Annotated in this window: 15 protein-coding genes; 9 read left to right on the top strand and 6 right to left on the bottom strand. The window is 75.6% G+C overall.

Annotated features, from left to right (window positions below):
• Positions 1-174 precede the first annotated feature (174 nt).
• From QC029_RS17155 to QC029_RS17145, 3 genes are all read left to right on the top strand, one after another.
• The gene (locus QC029_RS17155; protein ID WP_279556544.1) at positions 175-990 is read left to right on the top strand and encodes an NAD(P)H-dependent oxidoreductase; all 816 of its coding nucleotides are present in this window, start codon (positions 175-177) and stop codon (positions 988-990) included.
• 175 nt (positions 991-1,165) lie between these two features.
• A complete protein-coding gene (locus tag QC029_RS17150; RefSeq protein ID WP_279556543.1) occupies positions 1,166-3,322 on the top strand; it encodes a DUF4139 domain-containing protein in 2,157 nt (718 codons plus the stop codon).
• An 8-nt stretch (positions 3,323-3,330) separates the two neighbouring features.
• Entirely contained in the window at positions 3,331-4,992 is a 1,662-nt protein-coding gene (locus QC029_RS17145; protein WP_279556542.1) for a DUF4139 domain-containing protein, read from the top strand.
• Positions 4,993-5,166: 174 nt separating this feature from the next.
• On the opposite strand, the gene QC029_RS17140 is transcribed toward QC029_RS17145, so the two are convergent.
• The 3 genes from QC029_RS17140 to QC029_RS17130 are packed head-to-tail and all read right to left on the bottom strand — an operon-like array spanning position 5,167 to position 9,581.
• On the bottom strand, positions 5,167-6,549 hold the full coding sequence (locus QC029_RS17140) for an extracellular solute-binding protein (protein WP_279556541.1): 1,383 nt from the start codon (positions 6,547-6,549) through the stop codon (positions 5,167-5,169).
• Positions 6,546-9,119: a substrate-binding domain-containing protein gene (locus QC029_RS17135; RefSeq protein ID WP_279556540.1), complete on the bottom strand. Its 2,574-nt coding sequence runs from the start codon at positions 9,117-9,119 to the stop codon at positions 6,546-6,548. Before QC029_RS17135 ends, QC029_RS17140 begins: the two co-directional genes overlap by 4 nt.
• Positions 9,120-9,125: 6 nt before the next feature.
• Positions 9,126-9,581 carry a hypothetical protein gene (locus QC029_RS17130; RefSeq protein WP_279556539.1) on the bottom strand — a complete coding sequence of 152 codons (456 nt, stop codon included), beginning with the start codon at positions 9,579-9,581 and terminating at the stop codon, positions 9,126-9,128.
• 214 nt (positions 9,582-9,795) lie between these two features.
• Between QC029_RS17130 and QC029_RS17125 the strand changes: the two genes are divergently transcribed.
• On the top strand, positions 9,796-10,104 hold the full coding sequence (locus tag QC029_RS17125; RefSeq protein WP_279556538.1) for an MW1434 family type I TA system toxin: 309 nt from the start codon (positions 9,796-9,798) through the stop codon (positions 10,102-10,104).
• Between the two features lie 121 nt (positions 10,105-10,225).
• On the opposite strand, the gene QC029_RS17120 is transcribed toward QC029_RS17125, so the two are convergent.
• Together QC029_RS17120 and QC029_RS17115 are read right to left on the bottom strand one after the other, a co-directional pair.
• Positions 10,226-12,121 carry a calcineurin-like phosphoesterase family protein gene (locus QC029_RS17120; protein ID WP_279556537.1) on the bottom strand — a complete coding sequence of 632 codons (1,896 nt, stop codon included), beginning with the start codon at positions 12,119-12,121 and terminating at the stop codon, positions 10,226-10,228.
• Positions 12,122-12,338: 217 nt separating this feature from the next.
• On the bottom strand, positions 12,339-13,640 hold the full coding sequence (locus QC029_RS17115; RefSeq protein ID WP_279556536.1) for an alpha/beta fold hydrolase: 1,302 nt from the start codon (positions 13,638-13,640) through the stop codon (positions 12,339-12,341).
• A 306-nt stretch (positions 13,641-13,946) separates the two neighbouring features.
• Here QC029_RS17115 and QC029_RS17110 point away from each other — a divergent pair, with 306 nt between their 5' ends.
• Both QC029_RS17110 and QC029_RS17105 read left to right on the top strand, forming a co-directional pair.
• Positions 13,947-15,104 carry an amidohydrolase family protein gene (locus QC029_RS17110; RefSeq protein ID WP_279556535.1) on the top strand — a complete coding sequence of 386 codons (1,158 nt, stop codon included), beginning with the start codon at positions 13,947-13,949 and terminating at the stop codon, positions 15,102-15,104.
• Positions 15,105-15,268: 164 nt separating this feature from the next.
• Entirely contained in the window at positions 15,269-16,642 is a 1,374-nt protein-coding gene (locus QC029_RS17105) for a GDSL-type esterase/lipase family protein (protein WP_279556534.1), read from the top strand.
• A 15-nt stretch (positions 16,643-16,657) separates the two neighbouring features.
• Here the strand turns inward: QC029_RS17105 and QC029_RS17100 are convergent, their stop codons facing one another.
• Positions 16,658-17,431: an SDR family NAD(P)-dependent oxidoreductase gene (locus QC029_RS17100; RefSeq protein ID WP_279556570.1), complete on the bottom strand. Its 774-nt coding sequence runs from the start codon at positions 17,429-17,431 to the stop codon at positions 16,658-16,660.
• 167 nt (positions 17,432-17,598) lie between these two features.
• Here QC029_RS17100 and QC029_RS17095 point away from each other — a divergent pair, with 167 nt between their 5' ends.
• The 3 genes from QC029_RS17095 (at position 17,599) to QC029_RS17085 (ending at position 21,149) form a co-directional block, all read left to right on the top strand.
• Positions 17,599-18,426, top strand: coding sequence for a phosphotransferase enzyme family protein (locus QC029_RS17095; protein WP_279556533.1), 828 nt, complete (start codon positions 17,599-17,601; stop codon positions 18,424-18,426).
• 128 nt (positions 18,427-18,554) lie between these two features.
• On the top strand, positions 18,555-19,340 hold the full coding sequence (locus QC029_RS17090) for an SDR family NAD(P)-dependent oxidoreductase (protein WP_279556532.1): 786 nt from the start codon (positions 18,555-18,557) through the stop codon (positions 19,338-19,340).
• A 318-nt stretch (positions 19,341-19,658) separates the two neighbouring features.
• The gene (locus tag QC029_RS17085) at positions 19,659-21,149 is read left to right on the top strand and encodes an MFS transporter (RefSeq protein WP_279556531.1); all 1,491 of its coding nucleotides are present in this window, start codon (positions 19,659-19,661) and stop codon (positions 21,147-21,149) included.
• The last annotated feature ends 127 nt before the right edge of the window (positions 21,150-21,276 follow it).

Raw genomic sequence — 21,276 nt, 5'->3', positions numbered from 1 at the left:
AAAGCGCTTACCAGCGAAGACCCTAGAAGCGGCACGGGCATCTGGGAAGAGCGTGTGCGCCGGCGCCCGCCCGCCGCACCGCGTCCCGGACGCGGTGCGGCGGGCGGGCGCCGGGGGTTGAGGCGTCGCGCCGGAGGGCAGGCAGCCAGGAGCGCCGAACCGGGAGGATCTTCGATGAACGTGCTGTGGGTGTTCGCCCATCCCGAGCAGCGGTCGCTCAGCGGCTCGCTCCGCGACGAGGGCGTCCGCGCCCTGGCCGAGGCCGGCCACGCCTGCCGGCTGTCCGATCTGTACGCCATGGGGTGGAAGGCCACCGTCGACCGCGGCGACTTCGGCGGCGGTCCGGAGGACGGCGGGGGCGGTGAGGACGGCGGGGAGTGCGTTCCCGACGAGCGGCTGGTCGTCACCTCGACGTCACGGCGCGCCCACCGCGACGGGACGCTCAGCCCCGACATCCGCGCCGAGCAGGAGAAGCTCGCCCGGGCCGACACGGTGGTCCTTCAGTTCCCGCTGTGGTGGTACGGCATGCCCGCCATCCTCAAGGGCTGGTTCGACCGCGTCTTCGTCAAGGGGTTCGCCTACGGGGTCACCGATCCGGAGCGTCCGGGGCGCACCCTGCGCTACGGCCAGGGGCTCCTCGCGGGAAAACGCGCCCTGGTCGTCGTCACGGCCGGTTCGCCCGAACCGGCTCTCGGCCCGCGCGGCATCAACGGCCAACTCGACCACGTCCTGTTCCCGCTGCTGCACGGGACCCTCTGGTACACCGGGATGACGGTCCTGCCCCCGGTCGCGGTGTACGGCGCCGACCGGCTCACCCCGCGGCAGTACGAGGAGGCCGCGGCGCTGCTGCGGGACCGGGTCCTCACCGCCGAGGACACCGAGCCCCTCCCCTTCCGCTTCCAGAACGGCGGCGACTACGACGACGACCTCGTCCTCCGTCCCGAACTGGCCCCGGGCGCCACGGGGCTGGGCGTGCACTACGCGCTCTGACCGGTGCCGCGCGCCGCCGGGCGGGGCGGCGCGCCGGGCACGGGCGCGGACGGAACCGGCCCGCACCCGCGACCGGAGGGGAAAACGTCCCGGACCCGTCACAACACCTCATGCCCCGCACCGTCCAGGGGCTATGGTGCGGTCACCGGTCGGGTGAGGGGCGCGAGGGGGCGGCATGACGGACGGGACGGTCGCGGAGGGCGGCGCGGAGACGGCGCTGTGCGCGGAGTCCGTGCTGGAGTCCGTGGTGGTGCACGCCGTCGGGGCCGTGTGCGCCCGGCGCGCCCGCTGCGTCCTCCCGCCGCGTCCCCCGTCGGCCCCGGGCGCCGCCGTGCGCGTCCGGGTCGAGGGTCTGCCGATCGCCCTGTACGACCACTCGCTGCGCGGCCGGGTCGTCTCCGGTCCGCCCGGCCTGCGGGTGACCGACGTACGGGTGGCGAGGACGGCCGCGCCCCGGCGGGACGACGGGCTTCCCCGGCTGCGGCTGGACCTGGAGGAGGCCGAGGCCCGCCGGGACGGGCTGCGCGAGCGGCGCGACCGGCTCGCGGCGGAGGTCGCGGAGGTGGCCGCTCTGCGGGCCGTGCCGCCCCAGCCCCGCCGCGGGGATCCGCCCCGCTGGGCGCCGGTGGAGTCCCTGCTGGCGCTGGCGAACTTCGTGGACGGCCGGCTGGCCCTGCTCCACGAGCGGCTGCGGGCGGTGGAGGACGAGCTGCGCGGCGCGGAACACGACGTCGACGTCCTCGTCCACCGTCTGGAGGCGGCGTCGAGCGCGCTGCCCGCCGCGCGGGCGGGCGAGTCCGCCGCCGCCGTCCTGACGCTGGACCGGGCCGGGGACGTCCCGCCGCACGCCGAGGGCCGGGACGAACGGGACCTCGCCGAGGTGGAGTTGGAGGTCGGGTACCACGTGCCCGGGGCCACCTGGTCGCCGGTGTACCAGCTGCGGCTGGACGGCACGGGCGCCGGCTCCGGCGGGACGCTCGTCCTGCGGGCCTGCGTGGCCCAGCGCACCGGCGAGGACTGGACGGGCGTACGGCTGGGCCTGTCCACCGCCGACCTGCTGCGGCGCACGGACGTCCCCCGGCTGCGGTCGCTGCGGATCGGGCGGCGCCAGGAGGAGCCCTCCTCGCGGGGGTGGCGCGAACCCCCGCCGGGGCTGGAGGAGTTGTTCGCCGGCTACGACGCCGCCGTCGCGCCCGGACCCCGCCTCCCCCGCGCCCGGCCGGAAGGCCGCCCCCGCGGGGCTGTCGGGGCCGGGGCGGCCGGAGCGCCGCTCCCCGCCTCCCCCGCCCCGCCACCGCTGCCCCGGGCGGGTGCGGCGGCTCACGGGCCGGAGCGCGGGTTCTCGGGATACGGCGCCCCCGCGGCCCCCGCTGCCGCGGCCCCCGCGCCGCTCCTCCCGGCGTCCCCGGGGGCGCCGCCGCCGGCCGGAGCCGTGTTTCCTTCCCCGCAACTTCCCCCTCAGCCGCCTTCGCAGCCGCCGGGTCCCAGCGGTGACCTGCTCGACTACTCCGGTCTGACGCTGGCCGGCCCGGACGAGCCCGGCCACCGCGGCAGACTGCGGCCCGCGCCGGCCGGACAGGGCGCGGTCGTCGCCGAGTACCGGCGGCGGGCCGAGTCCGTGGCGCGGCTGGAGCGGCCCTCCCACGCGGTCGACGTACGGCGGGCCGCCGGCTCGTTCCACCACCGCTACGACACGGCCGCGCCGGTGGACGTGGCCGCGGACGGCGCCTGGCACACGGTCCCCGTGTGCGAGGTCCCGATGGAGACCGTGCCGGAGTACGTGTGCGTGCCGTCGGTGGACCAGACCGTGTACGGCACGGTGCTGCTGACCAACGCCTCCCGCCACGCGCTGCTGGCCGGTCCGGCCGACGTCACCGTGGACGGCGACTTCGTCCTCACCGCGCCGCTGCCCACCCTCGCCCCCGGGGAGCGCAGGCGGGTGGGGATCGGCGCGGTCGAGAGCGTCCGGGTGGCGCGGCGCACGCACCTGCGCGAGTCCGCGGCCGGGCTGCGCGGCGGGACGACGGTGCTCGACCACACCGTCGAGGTGGAGCTGGCCAACCGCCTCGCGCACCGGGTCACGGTGGAGGTGCGCGAACGCGTGCCCGTCAGCACCGACAAGGACGTGCGGATCGAGGAGCACCGGGCCGAACCGCCCTGGACCGCCCCCGGCGAACCGCTCGACGACCAGGACGGCGGCGACGGCCACGTGCGCGGGGCCCGCATCTGGCGGGTGGAGCTGGAGCCGGGCCGCACCACCGTGCTCAGGGGCGGGTACGAGGTCCGGATCCCCGCGGGGAAGGCACTGGTCGGCGGGAACCGGAGGGACTGAGCCACACCATGACGGACGCACCACAGGACACGGCCCACGGCAGCGCGGCGGCGGCCCCCGGGGGGCCGACCCCCCTGCCGGTCACCGCCGTGACGTGCATGGAGGACCGCGCCCAGGTCGAGCGGCACGGGACCGTCGAGCTGGCCGCGGGAGCGCAGCGGCTGCTCGTCGGCCCGGTGACGCCGCTGGCCGTGGACCGCTCGCTGCGCGCGGAGGTCCTCCGCGACGGTCCCGGCGCGCCCGCCGTCCGGGTCGTCGACGCCCGCGTGGTGCGCACGTACGCGCCGCCGCGCCCGGACGGGCCGGGGGAGGACGCTTCCGAACTGCGCCGCAGGGTCCACGACCTGGAGGCGGAGCTGCGCGACGCCGGCCTGCTGCGGCAGCGGCTGGAGAGCCGCCTCGCGGTCGTCGCCCAGGCCAGGGCGGACCTGTACCGCGACGTCGCCGAGGGCGCCGGGGCCGGCAGCGCCGACCCGGAGCGCTGGGCGGACCGTCTGGAGCGGGTCGACGAGGAGGCCGGGAGGCGCGGCGAGGAGTTCCGCCTGCTGCGGCGCCGGCTGCGCCGCCTGGAGGAGGAGCTGGAGGACGCGCGCCGGGCCCTGAGGCGCACCGAGGAGGAGCCGGAGGAGCTGACGGCCGCCGTCGAGGTGGTCGTCGAGGCCGACCGCGCCGGGCCCGCCCTGCTGCGCCTGACCCACCTGGTGCCCTGCGCCCTGTGGCGGCCCGCCTACCGGGCGACGCTGGCCGGGGACGAGCGGTCGGTGCGCCTGGAGACCGACGCGGTGGTGTGGCAGCGCACCGGCGAGGACTGGAACGGGGTGCGGCTGTCGCTGTCCACCGCCCGCCCCACCCTCGCCGCCGGTCCCCCGGCGCTGCGCGAGGACGCCCTGGTGCTGCGCGACCGCTCGGCCGAGGAGCGGCGGACGGTCGAGGTGGATCTGCGCGAGGAGGAGGTCCGCACCGTCGGGGACGAATCGGCCCCGGGCGGTGCGGCGCGGGCGGAGGCGGAGGCGGAGCTTCCCGGGCTCTCGGACGGGGGCGAGGTGCGGATGATGACCGCTCCGGCGCCCGTCAGCGTGGTGTCCGACGGCCGTCCCCACCGCGTGGGCCTGTCGGCCTTCACCGCGCCGTGCCGCACCGGGCTGACGTGCGCCCCCGAGCTGTCGCCGCTGGTGACGCGGGTGGCCCGGCTGTCCAACGAGGCCGGGCACGTCCTGCTGGCCGGACCGGTGGACCTGGTGCGCGGCGGCGGGTTCGCCGGCCGCGGCGAGCTGCCGTTCGCGGGGGTGGGCGAGGAGGTGCTGCTGGCCTTCGGCAGCGAGGACACCTACCGGGTGGTGCGCCATGTCGAGGAGAGCCGCGACACCGCGGGGCTGACCGGCATCAACCAGCGCACGGTGATCGTCCGCAGGGTGCGGCTGTTCGTCTCCCGGCTCGACTCGGCCCCCGGCGGGGAGGCGGCGGAGGTGGTGGTCCGCGAACGCGTCCCGGTCTCGGAGGTCTCCGCCGTCGAGGTGCGGTTGCGGAAGGAGGCGTGCCGGCCGGAGCCCGACGAGGACGCCGACGCGGAGGGCATGGTGCGCTACACGCTCCACCTGGCGCCCGGGGAGAGGCGCGAGATCGCGCTGGAGTACGAACTGACGGCGGCGGGCGGCGTCGTGGGGCTCTGAGGGGCGCCCGGAGCCGGGGCCGGACGGCACGGTCCGAGCCGTGGACGGCGGCACGACCGGGATGTCCACACAGAACATCACGGAACATCACGGAACCGCACAGAAAAGCGCGAGGTCACACAGAACCACACGGAACCGGCCGGGGAGGCGCGCGGTGCGCCACGGCCCCGCGGGTCAGCGGCCTTCGAGCGCCTTGCGCAGCGCCTCGTCCAGTTCCGCGGCGGCGGCCTCCGGGTCCGGCGCCTTCCGTTCCAGCCACCGGTGGAGGTGCGACTGCAGCGCCTGTGTGAACGCGCCGTAGTAGGGGGTGCGGGGACGCTGCTCGGCGTTCTTCAGGGAGACGAGCAGTTCGGCCGCGTGGGCGGGGCGGCCCTCGGCGTCCGCCGGGACCGGGCCGGAGCCCTCCACGGTGGGCGCGCGGGTGCTCTCGCCACCGGTCCCGTCCGTGATCCCGCAGGTGACGCCGGGGTCGGCGTAGGCCGACTCCCGGGTGGCGGCGAACCCGGCGTCCAGCAGGCAGCGTTCGCTGCTCCTGCCGGTGAGGAACTCGACCAGCTCCAGGGCCCACCTGGCCCGGGGGGAGCCGGCCGCGACGGCCAGGTTCTGACCGCCCAGCACCGCCTTCCCCGGCAGCCGGGTGACGTCGAACGAGCCCCGGGGGAGGTCCTTCCACAGCAGTCCGTAGGCGTAGGGCCAGTGGCGCAGGAAGGCGGTCCTGCCCTCGGTGAAGTCGTCGAGGCTGGTGGTCTCGTCGGACGTGAGGGCGTCGGGGAGGAGACGCCTCTCCGCCACCCGCTCCCCGAGGGCCCGCAGCCCTTCCTCCAGGTCCGCCCGGTCGGCCGTGTAGTTCCCCTTGTCGTCGGTGAGGCGGACCCCGGCGGAGGCGAAGGCCTCGATCGCGTTGACCGTCAGGCCCTCGTACGCGCCCAGCTGGCCGGTCCAGCCGTGCTCGTAGGCTTCGGGCCGGTTCCGCTGGGCGTCCAGGGCGTCGATCGCGGCCGTCACCTTGCTCCAGGGCCGCTCGCCGCCCGACCACAGGGACGGGCCGATGCCGGCCTCCTCCAGGTAGTCCTTGCGGTAGTAGAGGAGCCCGACGTCGCTGTTGAAGGGGACGGAGTAGACGTGTCCCTTCCACGAGGCGGTGTCGGCGACGCGGTCGATGAAGTCCCCGAGGTCGACCCGGCCGTCGAGGGGGCTGATCAGTCCGGCCTCGGCGAACTCCGGGATCCAGGTGATGTCCAGGTTCACCACGTCGTACGAGGCGCTCCCCGACTGCAGCGCGCCGAGCAGCTGGCTGCGCTGCTGGTCCGCGGCCCCGGACAGCTGGACCAGCCGCGCCGGGTGCTCCGGGTTCCGCCGGTTCCACTCCTCTATCAGCCGGTGCCGCACTCCGTCGGTGCCGGTCACGTCCAGCCCGCTGGCCACGGTGATGGTGCCGCCCGCGGCTCCGGTCGGCGGCGGGGCGGGCGCGGTGGTGGCACCGCGTTCGCACGCGGCGGCCGGCAGCACCGCCAGCAGGCAGGCGACGGCGGCCCGTACCGCGCCGGGGCGCCTCATCGCGCGTCTCCCGTTCCGACCCTGGCGACCTCGTCCGCCAGGTCCTGCGCCTGGTCGGCCGATGTGGCCAGACAGCGGCCGCCGGACTCGGCCGCGATCTGCTGGCCGAGCCTGCCGCTGACGCAACCTCCGCGCCGCAGTGTGACGGTGACGACGCGCACCCGTGCCTCCCCGACCCTGTCCAGCAGGGCGATGCGCCTGTCCTCGGTCACCCGCGCCGAGTCCTCGTCGTCGGTGACGAGCACGATCAGCCCCGGGCGGTCGTCGCCCTCCGAACGGGCGTCGAGGTAGTCCAGCGCCTCGCGCAGCGCCCGGTCGACGTCCGCCTCCTCCGGGTGGGTCCCGGCCTCCTCCAGTTCCCTCCGCACCCGGTCGCGGTCGTGTCTGCCGAAGCCGACGAGGCCGCGATGGGCCGAGGGGGCGCCGGGGGCCGACGCGACGGCCCGGATCCCGTACTCGTCCTCGTCCCCGAGCGAGTCCAGGGACCGCGACACCAGGGCCTTGGCCCGGCCCTCGCCCTCCCAGACCTCGGCCATGGAGCCGGAACTGTCGAGCAGGTACAGCACCCTCCCCGGCCCCAGCGCCTCGCGGTAGCGCTTCAGGGTCCGGGCGACGGCCCCGGGCCCGGGCGTGCCCGAGGCCAGCTTGGGGGACTCCAGGACCGTCTGCGGGTCGTCCAGCGGCGAGCCCCGCTCGGGGAGGGCGGGCCCGCCCTCCCCGACCCCCCGGTATCCGGCGCCGGTGACGATCCGCTGCCCCTCCTCCCCGGTGAACCACCGGTGGAGACGCCGGACCGCCGCCTCCCGCGCCTGCGCGTCCCGGTCGGCTCCCTTCCAGGTGACGTGGACGAAGGGGTGGTCGAGCACGGGGGTGTCGGTGGGGTAGAGGGCGATGCGCTCGTTGAGGACGACCGAGGCGCAGCCGGGGCGTTCGGGGTGCCCCGCGGGCAGGTTGAACCGGGCCATGGTCTGCTCCGGGATCAGGACGGGCGACCTGCTCTCCAGGGCGTTGTCCTCGGCCAGGGCGCACATCAGGGAGTGGGAGGTGCGGGGTGCGGGGCTCAGCTCGGCCATCCCCTGCTCGTATCCGGACAGTTCCCCGCTGTCCACGGGCTTCGCCGAGGAGTGCTCTCCGTAGAGGGCCACGGTCGCCAGTTGCGCCGGGAGCGTGTGCTCGGGGTCGGCGCGCAGCAGCGTCTGCTCCTCGTTGTCCTCCCGGAGCCGGGCGAGGATGGGGGCGAGCTGGAACCCGTTGCGGAGGGTGGGGCTGAACGACAGGGTGTCGGGGACGGCGACCACCAGCGGGGTGTACGCGATCGGGCCGAGGTTGTCGAGGCGGGCCTGGCCCGCGCCGTTCCCGGCGGCCTGGGCGTGGGCGCTCCTGGCGGCCGGGATCCAGACGTCGGGCTGGGTGAGCAGGCTCTCGGAGTGCCTGCCCGCCAGGAAGTCGACCGCGCCGGTGGCCTTGGCGTCGTAGACGGTGACGCCGCTGCGCCGGCAGCCGTCCCCGTCCTTGTTCTCGCCGGAGTCGAGGAATCCGTTCACGACGGCCTGCACCGTCGGACGCACCTCGGGGTCGGCGAGCAGACGCAGTTCCAGCGGCGAGGGACACGCGGACGGCTCGTCGGCCCACCACAGCCGGACGCCCGTCGCCAGCAGGGCCGCCACTCCGGCGACGAGGACGAGGCGGAGCGGCCCGGAGAGGGCTCCGAGGCGCCGTAACGCCCGGTTCGGGGAGCGCCGCGCGGCCTTCGCCGGACGGGCGGGCAGGGGAGGCGGCGGCCCGGGGGACCGCGGGGGGTCCGGGGGCCCGGGCGGGGACGGCCGCGGGGACGTCGAGAGCAGGAGCGGGTGGTGGCTCAGCCGGCTCTGCGGGCGCCATCGGTCCCCGTTGACGGTGGTGCGGTTCTCGAACGCCTCGCCCAGCGCGCCGGCGAGCCACGCCGCCGTGACGGGTTCCTCCCCGGCCCTTCCGCGGATGAGTTCGACGATCTTCCCCGTGTACGGCGTGCACGCGTCGCCCTTGCCGGCCCGGATCCTGCGGTTGCTCTGCACCGCCGCGAGCACCGTCACCGACTTCGCGTCCGGCTGGAACCGCAGCAGCGCGTTGCCCGCGTAGCAGCAGTCGAGGACGACGAGGACGTGGCCGGCGCGGGTGCCGGGGTTCAGCAACCGGGGCAGGATCTCCCGCTCCCACGACACGACGTTGAGGCGTTCGACCCGCGGCCCCTCGCTGACGTGCGAGTTCTCGACGGTCAGAAAGAGCTCCTGGCCGTTGGAGGAGAGCCAGGCGTGGCCCGCGTAGTAGAACAGGAGCAGCTCGGTGGCCTCGTCGACGGCCCGGACGAGCGCGTCGACGAAGGTGTCGTGCGTCGTCGCGGCCACCGTCTCGACCTGCTCCTCCCCGAGGATGCCGGTCCTCTCGTCGGTGAGCACCTTCCGCAGTTCGTCGAGGTTGCGCTTCACCCCGGGCAGGTCCACCAGGTCCGGGCACTGGTCCCGGTACTTGTAGTCGCTCGCCCCCAGCAGGACCGCCCTGCTGCCCGGCCTGCGCGGGTCGTAAGGCTCCACGGCGGCCTACTCCTCGTCGGGGTCGGGCTCCGCGCCTCCCGTCCCGGGTTCGTCCTCCGGAGCGTCTCCGGTGGCGCCGTCCGGGGCGTCGGTCTCCTCCACGCGTGTGCGGGGGTCCTCTCCCCCGCTCCTGGTGACCCGGCGGTTCTCACGCCAGGCGTCGACCGAGGTCCTGATGGAGTTGTAGAGGTCGCTGAAGACCGGCTGGAGACTCGCCGAGACGACGATCAGCAGGACGTCCCTGAGGAGGCCGCCCATCGGCGGGCCGTCGTCCCTCGACGAACCCGGTTGCCCGCCCGGGTCGCCGTCCGGCCTCTCGACCCTCAGCAGCCCCTTGCGGGCGTGCTCCTTGAACCAGTCCTCCTGGAGGAGCCACTCCTCCAGGTCGGCCCGGTCCGTCTCGCTGTCGAAGGTGCCGCTGATCCGGACCCGGACCGCCCGTGCTCCGCCCCCGTCGGGCATCGTCGCCCCCCTCATCGGCTCGCAGCCGTCGAAACCGTGTGCAGTGGGTCCTTGAATCCTTCCACGGACATGACGCTCTGTCACGGCCGGTAACGGAAATGCCTGATCTGGCATATGCCGCCGCCTCCGCACGGAGACACCCGTCCCGAGAGCCATCTAGCACAGAGTCCCCGTCTCCTCAAGCCCCTTCCGGGCGGCCGACTACGCTCGCGGCATGGACTTCTCCGCAGCCCTGGAGTCGCTGAAGAACGGCCGCCGCATGGCGCGCCGGAGCTGGATCCAGCCCGGCAAGTACGTCTATCTGGAGCCGGAGTCGGCGTGTGTCTCCCCCGACGGGCGGAGCCGGACGCTCGCCGCCCATCTGCGGTTCGTCACCGCGGACGGCACCGTGCAGGCCGGAGTGCAGCCGTCGCACGCCGGGCTGCTGGCCGACGACTGGTACGACATCGACAGCGACAGCGATATCGGTGCCGAGGCGGGGGCCGGCGCTGGAGCCGGAGCCGAGGCCGGCGACGGGGCCTGAGCCCCGGACCGTCCAGCCGGCGCCCGGGCGGTGCGGAGTCCGGTGCGCCCGTGCCCCGCACCGCCTGGGCGGCGGCCGGGGCACGGGCTGGGATCACGGTCTGGGATCACGGGGAAGGCGGTCAGCGCTCCTCGACGACCCTGAACTCCATCGTGTCGGTGAAGGTGCGGCCGTGGACGTCGGTCGCGGTCACCTCGGCGCGGTGGGTTCCCGCCTCGAGGTCGGCGGGCAGTTCCAGGCGCCACAGGTGCATCGTGCGGTCGGCGACGCTGCCTCCGTGGACGAGCTGCTGGGCGACCGCGTGCGGGTCGGACCACTCCGGGCCCACCAACTGGTCCTCGCCCCTGGCCCGCTGGGTGCGCACCGCCTCGCGCGCCGGGCCGCCGTCGATGCGGACCCTCACCTTCGAACCGGTGGACCCCATCCAGAAGTTGGTGGTCAGCCAGGTGGTGCCGGCCAGGTCGGCCCGGCTGACGACGCGGCCGTCGACCGGCTCCGGCGCCGGGCCCCGCCTGTCCTTGTTCCAGGCCTGGCGCTCGGCGTACCACTGGCGGTACGCGGGCGAGTTGAGGCCGAGCTGCGTCTGGACGTCGTCGCTCTCGCCGGTGACGGTGAAGCGCTCCGTGAAGGAGTTGCCCCTGATGTTCAGGGTCAGCACGCCCGGACGGGCGCCGTCGCGGCCGACGGCGACCGGGTAGCCCTTCTCGGTCACCGCGCCGGAGTACCAGTCGCCGGAGATGGCGCCCGCGGTGATGTGCGGGAACGGCAGGCCCTCGACGCCGAAGATGTCGCGCCAGCCCTTGAACAGGTCGCCGGTCCTCATGTTCTCGACCGAGTGGGTGTGCCCGGCCACGGAGACGGCCCTGCGGCCCTCCAGGAGCCGGTAGACGTCCAGGAGTTCGTCGGTCTGGTGCCGGGTGCTGCCCTCGTCGGCGAAGGTCAGCAGCGGGATGTGGCTCGCCACCACGACCAGCCGGTCCGAGGGCACCCGGGCCAGGTCCCGCTCCAGCCACTTGAGCTGCTGCTCGCCGAGCCGCCCGTTGTAGGACGGGCTGTTCTCCGGGTCGGTGCAGTTGGGGTGCTTCCCGTCGGCGTTGTCGACGTCCGGGGTGCACGGGTAGCGCACGGTGTTGAGGGCGATGACGTGGGTGCGGCCGACGTCGTAGGAGTAGTACGCCGGGGCCAGCTGCGCCCGGAAGGTGTCGAAGGAGTGCTCGGCGGTCCTCGCGTCGAAGTCCAGGTCGTGGTTGCCGGGCAGGAAGCGCACCGGGCCGTTGAGTTCGGCGGTCAGCTCCCTGACGTCCGGGTAGAGGGAGAGGTCGTCGCCGACGACGTCGCCGATGAACAGCGGCCCGCAGCCGGTGTAGTCGGTGCGCCGGGCCAGGTCCGCGATGGCTCCGGCGCGGGCGTAGCCGACCTCCTCCCTGTCGTAGGGCTGGAGGTCGCCGGCGATGACGCAGTTCTGCTCGCGGTCCCCGGTGGCCTTGCTCTTGACCAGCGGGAAGTTCACCGCCTTGGGCAGCGGGCCGGTGGGCGCGATGCCGCCGTAGCGCAGCTCGGGGGAGCCGGCGGGCAGGTGGTTGTAGTGGAACTGCGCGACGTTGTGCCGGTCGACGGGCACCTGGTAGCCCGACGGCTGGGTGATGAAGACGGTCATGTTGTCGAACGCGGGCAGCCGGTAGCGGCCGTGGCGGTCGGTGGTGACGACGTCGCGGCCGTTGGAGACCGTCACCCCCGCCAGGCCGCGCTCGCGCCGGTCGCTGCTGCTGTCGCGGTCGCCGTCGAGGAAGACCCGGCCGGTGAGGACCCGTCCTCGGTCGCCGCGGTCCTCTCCGTCGGCCGGGACGACCTCCACCTGGCCCCGGTAGGCGCCGGTGTTCCAGTCGCCGCGGTCGGCGGGGGTGGCCGCCGCGGGCGCGGCCAGGGTGGTGGTGAACGCGGAACCCGCGAGGGCCATCGCTCCGGCCGCCGCGAGCGCGGCGCGCACGGGCCTGGACGAGGGGCGAGAGACTGGCACTGCTCCTGACACCTCCGTTGGTCTTCGCTGACTTTCGTCGGCTTGCCGCAGTGACACTGACCGGCGGAGCTGAACGGCGGGCGAGCGGCAGGCGAAGCCCCGGGGACCGCGGGACCCCATCGGGACCGGGAGCGCGCGGGAGGGGACAGAAGGGACACCGCGCCCCGCCGGCGGAGGGGCGCCGGGCGCCCCGGAGGGGCCGGACCGCGCCGAGGGGTCAGACCTCGCCGCGCACCATGGCCAGCAGCCGGTCGTAGACGGCGGGATCGACCCGCACCCCGTCGTGCGCGTGGGTGTTGGTGATCCAGGGGCGCAGGCCGCGCACGGCGGCGGCGGTGCGCAGGGAGTGCTCGCGGTCGACGTACATGTCGTCGTGGTAGACGGCCGCCGCCACCGGCACCCGGTTGGCGGCGAGGCGGTCGGCGTCGTACAGCGGAGGCCAGTCGGTGCGCTCGGCGAGCAGGTGGGCCGCCTCCCGCAGCGGTGCCAGGGCCGGGTCCTCCTCGAAGTGCCAGGGGTAGACCATCTCCCCGGTGAAGCGCAGCGGCCCGCCCCGCGAGGCGTCGAAGGCGGGGAACTCCTCGCGGACCCGGTGCGCGGACCAGGCGGTGGGCCGGCCTCCCTGGGCGTAGATGGCCTCGTGCAGGACGGCGTACAGGGGGTGTTCGGCGAAGGAGACGGCCGCCTCGACCCCGCGCAGGAAGGTGTCGGACAGCTCCGGGCCGCGCGCCCCCGGCACGAACGCGGTCTCCAGCAGGTAGTGCGGGCGGTCGAAGGCCGAGGCGGTCCCGAAGGCGGTGCCCAGGGTCTGGAAGCGGCGCACGGTCAGGCGCTCGCCGGTGGGCAGCCGTACGTCGTGCCGCTCCAGGTGCGCGGCGACGGCGTCGGCGAGGCGCTGGTCGCCGGGGTAGCGGTCGAAGTAGCGCTCGTTGTGGTCCAGGACGCGGGCGTAGGCGGCGCGGTAGACGTCGTCGGCGTGCGCGGTCAGGGCGGGCAGCCCGCCGGTGATCAGCACCTTCTCCAGTCCCTCGGGCGCCAGGGAGAGGTAGGTGAGCGCGCAGAAGCCGCCGAAGCTCTGGCCGAGCACCGTCCAGGGGCGGTCCTGCTCGCCGCCGGGCGCGAGGTGGCGGCGCAGCAGCTCGGCGTCGCGGACGATGGAGTCGGCGCGGAAGTGCGCGAGGTACCCGGCGGCCGCGGCGGCGTCGGGAAGGGCGGCGAGGGTGCGGCGGTCGGCCGGGGTGCTGCGGCCGGTGCCGCGCTGGTCCATCAGGACGACGCGGTGGTCGCGCAGCGCCCGGCGCAGCCAGGCGCCGGGGGCGTCGGGCCGTTCGGCGCGGTGGCCGGGGCCGCCCTGGAGCCACAGCAGCCAGGGCAGGTCCTCCCCCTCTCGTCCGGCGGCGGTCACCTCGCGGGCGAACAGGGTGATCGTCCCGCCGTCCGGGCGGGCGTGGTCCAGGGGGACCTGGAGGGTGTGGTCGGCGCAGACGAGCCCGTTGTGGCGGTAGACGGCGGCTTCCATGGCGCTGGGGGCTCCTCGTGCTGCGGCGGTGTGCTCCCCGCACCGTACGCGGCCCGTACCCCCTCCCGGGCGCGGGCCCCTCCGAACGGGCGCCTCCGGGCGGCCGCGGCGCACCGGCTGCGTCATGATCGCCTCACGGCCGCGTCCGCGGCGGCGTACGCGCCGCCGGCCGGGCGGCGGGCCGGGGAGGAGGAGCGTGGAGACGGCTGCGGTGGACCGGCGCGGGCGCGCCCGGCGGCACGCCCGCCGCGAGGCGGTGCGGCCGGGGGCGGAGGGCGTCACGGCCGCCGCCCCGAGGGGGTACCGGTGACCGGCGCGATCGGGGCGTCCGACCTGCCGCCGCTGGTGGACCACCACTGCCACGGCGTGGTGCGCGGCGACCTCGACGACACGACGTTCGCGTCGTACCTGACGGAGTCGGACGCGCCCGCCGCGCCCGGCACCACGTTCCTCGACACCCAGCTGGGGTTCGCGGTGCGCCGCTGGTGCCCGCCGCTGCTGGACCTGGAGGCGCACTGCCCGCCCGGGGAGTACCTGGCGCGGCGCCGGGAACTGGGCGCGCACGAGGTCACCCGGCGGCTGCTGCGCGCCGACGGCATCGGCGACTACGTGGTGGACACCGGGCCGGTCGCCGATCTGACCGGCCCGGCGGAGCTGGCGGCGGAGGGCGGCGCGCGGGCCCACGAGATCGTGCGGCTGGAGCGGCTGGCCGAGCTGACCGCCGACGCGACGGGCTCGGTCGGCTCCTTCCTGTCCGCCCTGGAGGCCGCCGTCGACCGGGCCGCCCGCACCGCCGCGGGGTTCAAGTCGGTGGCCGCCTACCGCCACGGGCTGGCCCTGGCACCCGATCCGCCCGCCGTCACCGAGCTGTGGGCGGCGGCCGGCCGCTGGCTCACGGGCCGCTCCGCCGGCGACCGGGTCACCGATCCCGTCCTGCTGCGCCACCTGCTGTGGTCCGCCGCCCGCACCGGCCTCCCGCTGCAACTGCACACCGGGTTCGGCGACCCCGACCTGCGGCTGGACCACTGCGATCCGCTGCTGCTCACCGACTTCGTCCGCGCGGTGCGGCCCACCGGCTGCGCGCTGGTCCTGCTGCACGGCTATCCGTACCACCGGCACGCCGCCTACCTGGCGCACGCCTATCCGCACGTGTACGCCGACGTCGGCCTGGCGCTGAACCACACGGGCGCGCGGGCCGAGGAGGTGCTGGCCGAGGCGCTGGAGCTGGCCCCGTTCGGCAAGCTGCTGTTCTCCACCGACGCCTACGGCCTGCCGGAGCTGTACGTGACGGGGGCCGCGCTCTTCCGCTCCGCCCTGGCCCGGCTGCTGTCCCGCTGGACCGCCGAGGGCGCCTGGTCGTACCGCGACGCCGAGCGGGTGGCCGCCCTGGTCTGCGCGGACAACGCCCGCCGGGTGTACCGGCTCGACCGGGACCGGGACCGGCGGCCCGGCTCGACCGGTTGAGCGCGGTGTTGACGCGGGCGCGGCGGCGTTCCTACTGTGCGGGGCACGGCCGGCGCACCGCGCCCGCCGCGGTCCCGTCCGCCCGGACCGCCCGCCACCACGCACGGCTCCCAGCTCCTCGACGCCCGGTCCGCACACCGCACCAGCCGAACGAGAGGAACGACGTGACGTCTTCGCCGCGAGGCGGCGGACACCGCGCCCGCCGGGGCGCGTGGCCGGTCCCGCTCCTGCTGCTGCTCGTCTCCCTGCTCGTGCCCCTCGTGGCCGCTCCCCCGGCCGCCGCCTCCGGCGACGCCGCCGGGCCGCGCGAGCCGGGCCCGGCGCACGGCCGCAGCGCGATCTGGAGCGCGAGCCTCCAGGGAGTGCACGGCACCTCCCCCGATCTGACGGTGCGCAACATCGCCCGGGCCTCGGTGTCCGCCGCCTGGCTGCGGGTGCGCGTCGGGAACCCCTACGGCGACCGCCCCGCGGTCTTCCGCTCCGCCACGATCGGGTTGCAGCGCCGGGTCGGGGAGGCCGACCTGGTGCCCCGTTCGCTGCGCACCCTCACCTTCGGCGGGCGCACGCAGGTCACCGTGGCGCCGGGCGAGCGCGTCTACAGCGACCCGGTGCCGCTGCGCGTTTCCGCCCAGCAGAACCTGGCGGTCAGCCTGTACGCGCCGGGCGCGCCGGTCAACGACCACACCTTCCCGCCGCCGTCCCCGAACCCGCCCGGCAGCTTCCTGTCGCTGGGCGGCGACCACACCCGCGACACGGGCGACGCGGCCTACCCGGAGGAGGACGGGGGGCTGTCCGCCGAACCGGGCTACCACCCGGGCCAGTTGTGGTGGGTGGACGTCGTCGACGGCCGCACCCCCGCGGCGGGCGCGATCGTCGCGCTGGGCAACTCCAACACCTCCGGCCACAACGCCACCGGGGGCGGCGACCGGTGGACCGACCTGCTGGCCCGCCGGATCAACGCCCTTCCCCCGCACCGGCAGCTGGCCGTCGCCAACGCCGGGATCTCGGGCAACACCGTGAGCCGCCAGCCCAACCCGTACGACCCGACGGGCCAGTGCTGCGGTCCCCCGGCGCCCGACCGGCTGGAGGACGACGTGCTGGGCCTGGCGGGCGCGCGCTACATGATCCTCTTCGAGGGCACCAACGACCTCGGGGGCGGCGAGTTCGCGCCTCCGGCCCCGGCGGAGCAGGTCGTCGACGCCATGCGGGAGATCACCGAGCGCGCCCGGGCCCGGGGGCTGAAGGTCGTCGGCGCCACCCTGATGCCGATGTGCAACGCCGCGGGCGGCGCCAGGGAGGCCAACCGGCTGGCGGTCAACGAGTTCGTGCGCACCGGCGGGCTGTTCGACGGCGTCATCGACTTCGACGCCGCCGTCCGGGACCCGGCCGACCCGACCCGTTTCCGCGCCGAGTACGAGGCGGACTGCTACCACCCCAACGCGGCGGGCCACGCGGCGATGGCGGAGGCGATCGACCTCGGCGTCTTCGGCCTCGGCCGGTGGCGGGCGGACGACGTCCGGGCGGGCCGGGCCGCCTGAGCGGCGGCCATCCCCTCAGGTCCGCAGGTGGGACGCCCCGTTGAGGTCCAGCACCGCGCCCGCGCTCCATCCGGCCTGCGGGGACGCCAGCCACAGCACCGCCGCGGCCACCTCCTCGGGCGTGGCGACCCGCCCGTACGGGCTCTGCGCGCGGATGGCCTCCCCCTCGGGGCCGGTCAGCCGGTGGGTGACGCGTTCGGTGTCGATGAAGCCCGGCGCCACCGAGGTGACCGCGATGCCGTGCGGGGCGAGGGCGACGGCGAGGGACTGGCCCAGCGCGTGGACGGCGGCCTTGGTGGCGCCGTAGGCCGGGTGGTCGGGTTCGCCGCGGAACGCCCCGCGCGAGCCGATGTTGACGATCCGGCCGCCGGCGCCCCGGGTGATCATGTGGCGGGCGGCGGCGTGGCTGAGGTTGGCGGTGCCGAGCAGGTTGACGTCCACGTGCCGCCGCCAGGCCGCGCACCAGTCGCCGTAGTCCGTGGTCGCGGGCGGGTGGGGGGTGTTGACGGCGGCGTTGTTCACCAGGACGTCGAGGCCGCCCAGCGCCTCGGCCGCCGCGTCCGCGAGGTCCGCGGTCTGCCGCGGGTCCGCCAGGTCCGCGCCGAGCAGGACGTGCCCGTCGCCTGCCAGGCAGGCCACGGTGGCCTCGGCGTCCCGCCGGCGGCTGCCGTAGTGGACGGCCACCCGGTCCCCGTTCGCGGCGAACGCCTCCGCCACCGCCCGTCCCAGCCCCCGCGACGCGCCGCTGATCAGGACGCGCCGTCCGCTGCCGGGGAACCCCGGGGACACGGCCTCGTCGGCGGCGGGCGTCTCGGAACGGTCGGGGTGCTGCACGGCGGGGCTCCTCGGTGGGTGGGTGGGTGGCGGGGCTCGGTCGTCGGGGTCGTCGGGGTCGTCGGGCGTCCACACCCTAATCCGGGTGCGCGGGCGGGGGCGCGGGGACGAGACTGGGCGGCATGGAACGCGTCGTGGAGGACTTTGGGGAGGAGCCCGAGAACCTCGGGGAGGGCTCGGGGGAGGAACCGCTGCCGGGCGGGAACGTCAGCGCGGGCGTCGTCCGGGTGGGCGGCACCGTACGCCGTCCCGCGGGCCCGTGGACCCCCGCCGTGCACGCCCTGCTCGCCCATCTGCACGCGGCGGGGTTCCGGGGCGCCCCCCGGCCGCTGGGCGTCGACGACCGCGGGCGCGAGGTGCTGACGTACCTGCCGGGCCGCACCGTGTGGCCGGACCGCTTCTCCCTGCTGGACCCGGTCCACCGGCTGGAGCGGGTGGCGCGCCTGATCCGGGAGTTCCACGACGCCGTGGCGGACTTCGTCCCGCCGCCCGGCGCCCGCTGGCGGAGGCTCGTTCCCGCCGAGGGGCACGAGATCGTCGCCCACCACGACCTGGCCCCGTGGAACCTGGTGTTCGACGGCGGCGGGGGATGGGCGTTCATCGACTGGGACGGCGCCGCGCCCGGCTCCCGCCTGGAGGACCTGGCCTACGCCGCCCACGGCTTCGTCCCGCTGTCGGCGAACCCCGCCTTCCGGCGCGCGGACGCCGGGGCGCGGCTGCGGGCCTTCGCCGACGCCTACGGGCTGGACGAGGACGAACGCCGGCGCCTGGTGCCCCTGCTGGGCCGCCGTACCCGCGCCATGCACGACTTCCTGCGGGACCGGGCCGCGCTCGGCGACCAGCCGTGGACGAGGCTGTGGGAGGAGGGCCACGGCGACGTCTGGCGGCGTGACGCCGAGTACACCGAGCGGCGCGAGCGGCTGTGGCTGGAGGCCCTGCTCGGCGGCTGAACCGGCCGGAGGCCGACCGGGGCCCGCCGCGGGCCGATCGCGGGCGGGCCGGGACGGCCGGGCCGCGCGGACGACCGGCCGCGCGTAATCCGGTTGCCCGCGCGGGCGCGGTCCCGGATGCTGCGGTGGTGATCGACACCGGACTGGACGGACAGGTCGTACTCGTCACGGGCGCGGGCGCGGGCATCGGAGCGGCGATCGCCCGCGCGTTCGCCGCCCAGGGGGCGCGGGTGGCCGTGCACCATCTGCCCGCGCAGGGCGCCCCGCCTCCCGGAGCGCGCTGGGAGCACACCACTCCGCCGGCGGAGGCGGTCCGGGAACTGGTCGCCGAACTGGGCGGGGCGGTCGCGGTCGCCGCCGACCTGGCCGCACCGGACGCGGCGGGACGCCTGTTCGACCAGGTGGAGGAGCGCCTGGGGCCGGTCGGCGTCCTGGTGAACAACGCCGCGCACTGCGAGAGTCCGGACACCCTCGACGCGCTCACCGCCGAATCGCTGGCGCGCCACCACCGCGTCAACTCCATCGCGCCGGCGCTGCTCACCGCCGAGCTCGCGCGCCGCGCCCGGGGCCGGGGCGGGACCGCGCCGTGCGTGGTGAACGTCTCCACGGACGCCGCGCGCGCCTTCGCGGGCCAGATCGGCTACGGCACGTCCAAGGCGGCGCTGGAGGCGTTCACCCGGGCCGCCGCGCTGGATCTGGCCGCGTCGGGCATCAGGGTCAACGCCGTGGCCCCCGGTCCGGTGCAGACCGGCTGGATCGGGGCGGACCGGATCGACGAGGTCCGCGCGATCGTGCCCCTGGGACGGGTGGGCGAGCCGGAGGACGTCGCCGACGCCGTGGTGTTCCTGGCCTCCCGCCAGGCCCGCTGGATCACCGGGCAGATCCTCCAGGTCGCCGGCGGCCACGCCCTGTGACACCCGCGGGCCGGGCCGCCGGGATCCCCGTCACGGCGCTGGAGCGGGAGCGGCCCGCGGCGGGGCGCCGCCCGCCACGGGCGGCTGCGCGACGCGCCCGGCCGTCCGCTCCCCGCAGGGGCCCGCCCCGGCCGCCGTGACCTGGCGGTCCCGCACCGAAGGAGCCCGGGAGTCCGCAGGAGCGGAGCGGCCGTCTCCGCGTCCTCCCCCGTCCGCCCGCCCTTTCCCCACCGCTACGTGTGGATCACCCACGGTCAGGGAAACCGTGGGAAGCGCGCCGAGGCGCACCCCCTCGGCCCGGCGCCGAAGGGAGTGGTGATGGCGACTGACGAAACCCTGGGGACGACGGCCGGCACGGGCACGGTCACAACGTCCGTGCCGGCCCGGCTCGACCGTCTTCCGTGGTCGCGCTGGCACTGGATGATCGTGATCGGGCTCGGCACGGTGTGGATCCTCGACGGCCTGGAGGTCACGGTCGTCGGCAACATCGCCGGGCGGCTGGCGGAGGAGGGCAGCGGACTGCCCATCACCTCCGCCCAGGTCACCGGTATCGCGGCGGCCCTCTACGTGGCCGGCGCCTGTTCGGGGGCGCTGTTCTTCGGCTGGCTGACCGACCGCTACGGCCGCAGGAAGCTGTTCATCATCACGCTGGCCGTCTACCTGGGCGCCACCGCGATGACCGCGCTGTCCTTCTCCAGCTGGTGGTTCTTCCTGTGCCGCTTCCTGACCGGATTCGGCATCGGCGGCGAGTACGCGGCCATCAACTCCGCGATCGACGAGCTGATCCCGTCCAAGTACCGCGGCCGCATCGACCTGATCATCAACGGCAGCTTCTGGCTGGGCGCGGTGGGCGGCTCGCTGCTGTCCATCGTCATGCTGGACACCGACCTCTTCGCGATCGACGTCGGCTGGCGGCTGACCTTCGCCCTGGGCGTCGTCTTCGGTCTGGCCATCCTGCTGGTGCGCCGCCACGTGCCCGAGAGCCCCCGGTGGCAGTTCATCCACGGACAGGGCGACAAGGCCGAGAAGCTGGTGAGCGAGGTCGAGGAGGAGATCCGCGCCGAGAAGGGCGCCGAACTGCCGCCGCCCGCCGGCGAGATCACCATCCACACGCGCCGCAGCATCGGCTTCGGGCTGATCGCCCGCACGGTCTTCTCCCGGTACCGCAAGCGCGCGGTGCTGGGGCTGGCGCTCTTCATCGGCCAGGCGTTCCTCTACAACGCCATCACCTTCGGCTTCGGCGCGATCCTCACCACGTTCTTCGACGTGGGCACCGGCTCGACCGGCTACTACTTCGCCGTCATCGCCGTCGGCAACTTCTTCGGCCCGCTGCTGCTGGGCAGGTTCTTCGACACCGTCGGCCGCCGCGTGATGATCTCCGGCACCTACATCCTCTCCGGACTGCTGCTCTTCGTGACCGCCTGGCTCTTCGGCGGCGGCCACCTGAGCGCCACCACGCTGACGGCCTGCTGGTGCGTGGTGCTGTTCTTCGCCTCGGCCGGGGCCAGCTCCGCCTACCTGACGGTCAGCGAGGTCTTCCCCATGGAGACGCGGGCGATGGCCATCGCCTTCTTCTACGCCATCGGCACGGCCGCGGGCGGTATCAGCGGCCCGCTGATCTTCGCCGAGCTCACCGAGTCCGGCATCGTCGCGGACACCGTGCTCGCCTTCCAGATCGGCGCGGGCCTGATGACCCTGGCCGGGCTGGTGGCCGTCTTCCTGGCGGTACCCGCCGAGCGGCGCTCGCTGGAGGACATCGCCGTACCGCTGTCGGCGCAGCTGACGCCCTCGCCGGGCGAACGGAGGTGAGACCGCCCGCCCGGCGGGGAGGAGCCGCCTCCGCCCCTTCCCGCCGGGCGGGCCGGCCCGTTCCGGCCCGCCCGGGCACGGCGCCTCACCGAGGTCGCCGTCCGGCTCCTCCGCCCGGCCGGAACCG

This window comes from Streptomyces sp. DH37 (assembly GCF_029813835.1).
Lineage (GTDB): Bacteria > Actinomycetota > Actinomycetes > Streptomycetales > Streptomycetaceae > Streptomyces.
Note: the sequence above shows the minus strand (reverse complement) of the source record. Positions and strands in the feature narration are given on the sequence as shown.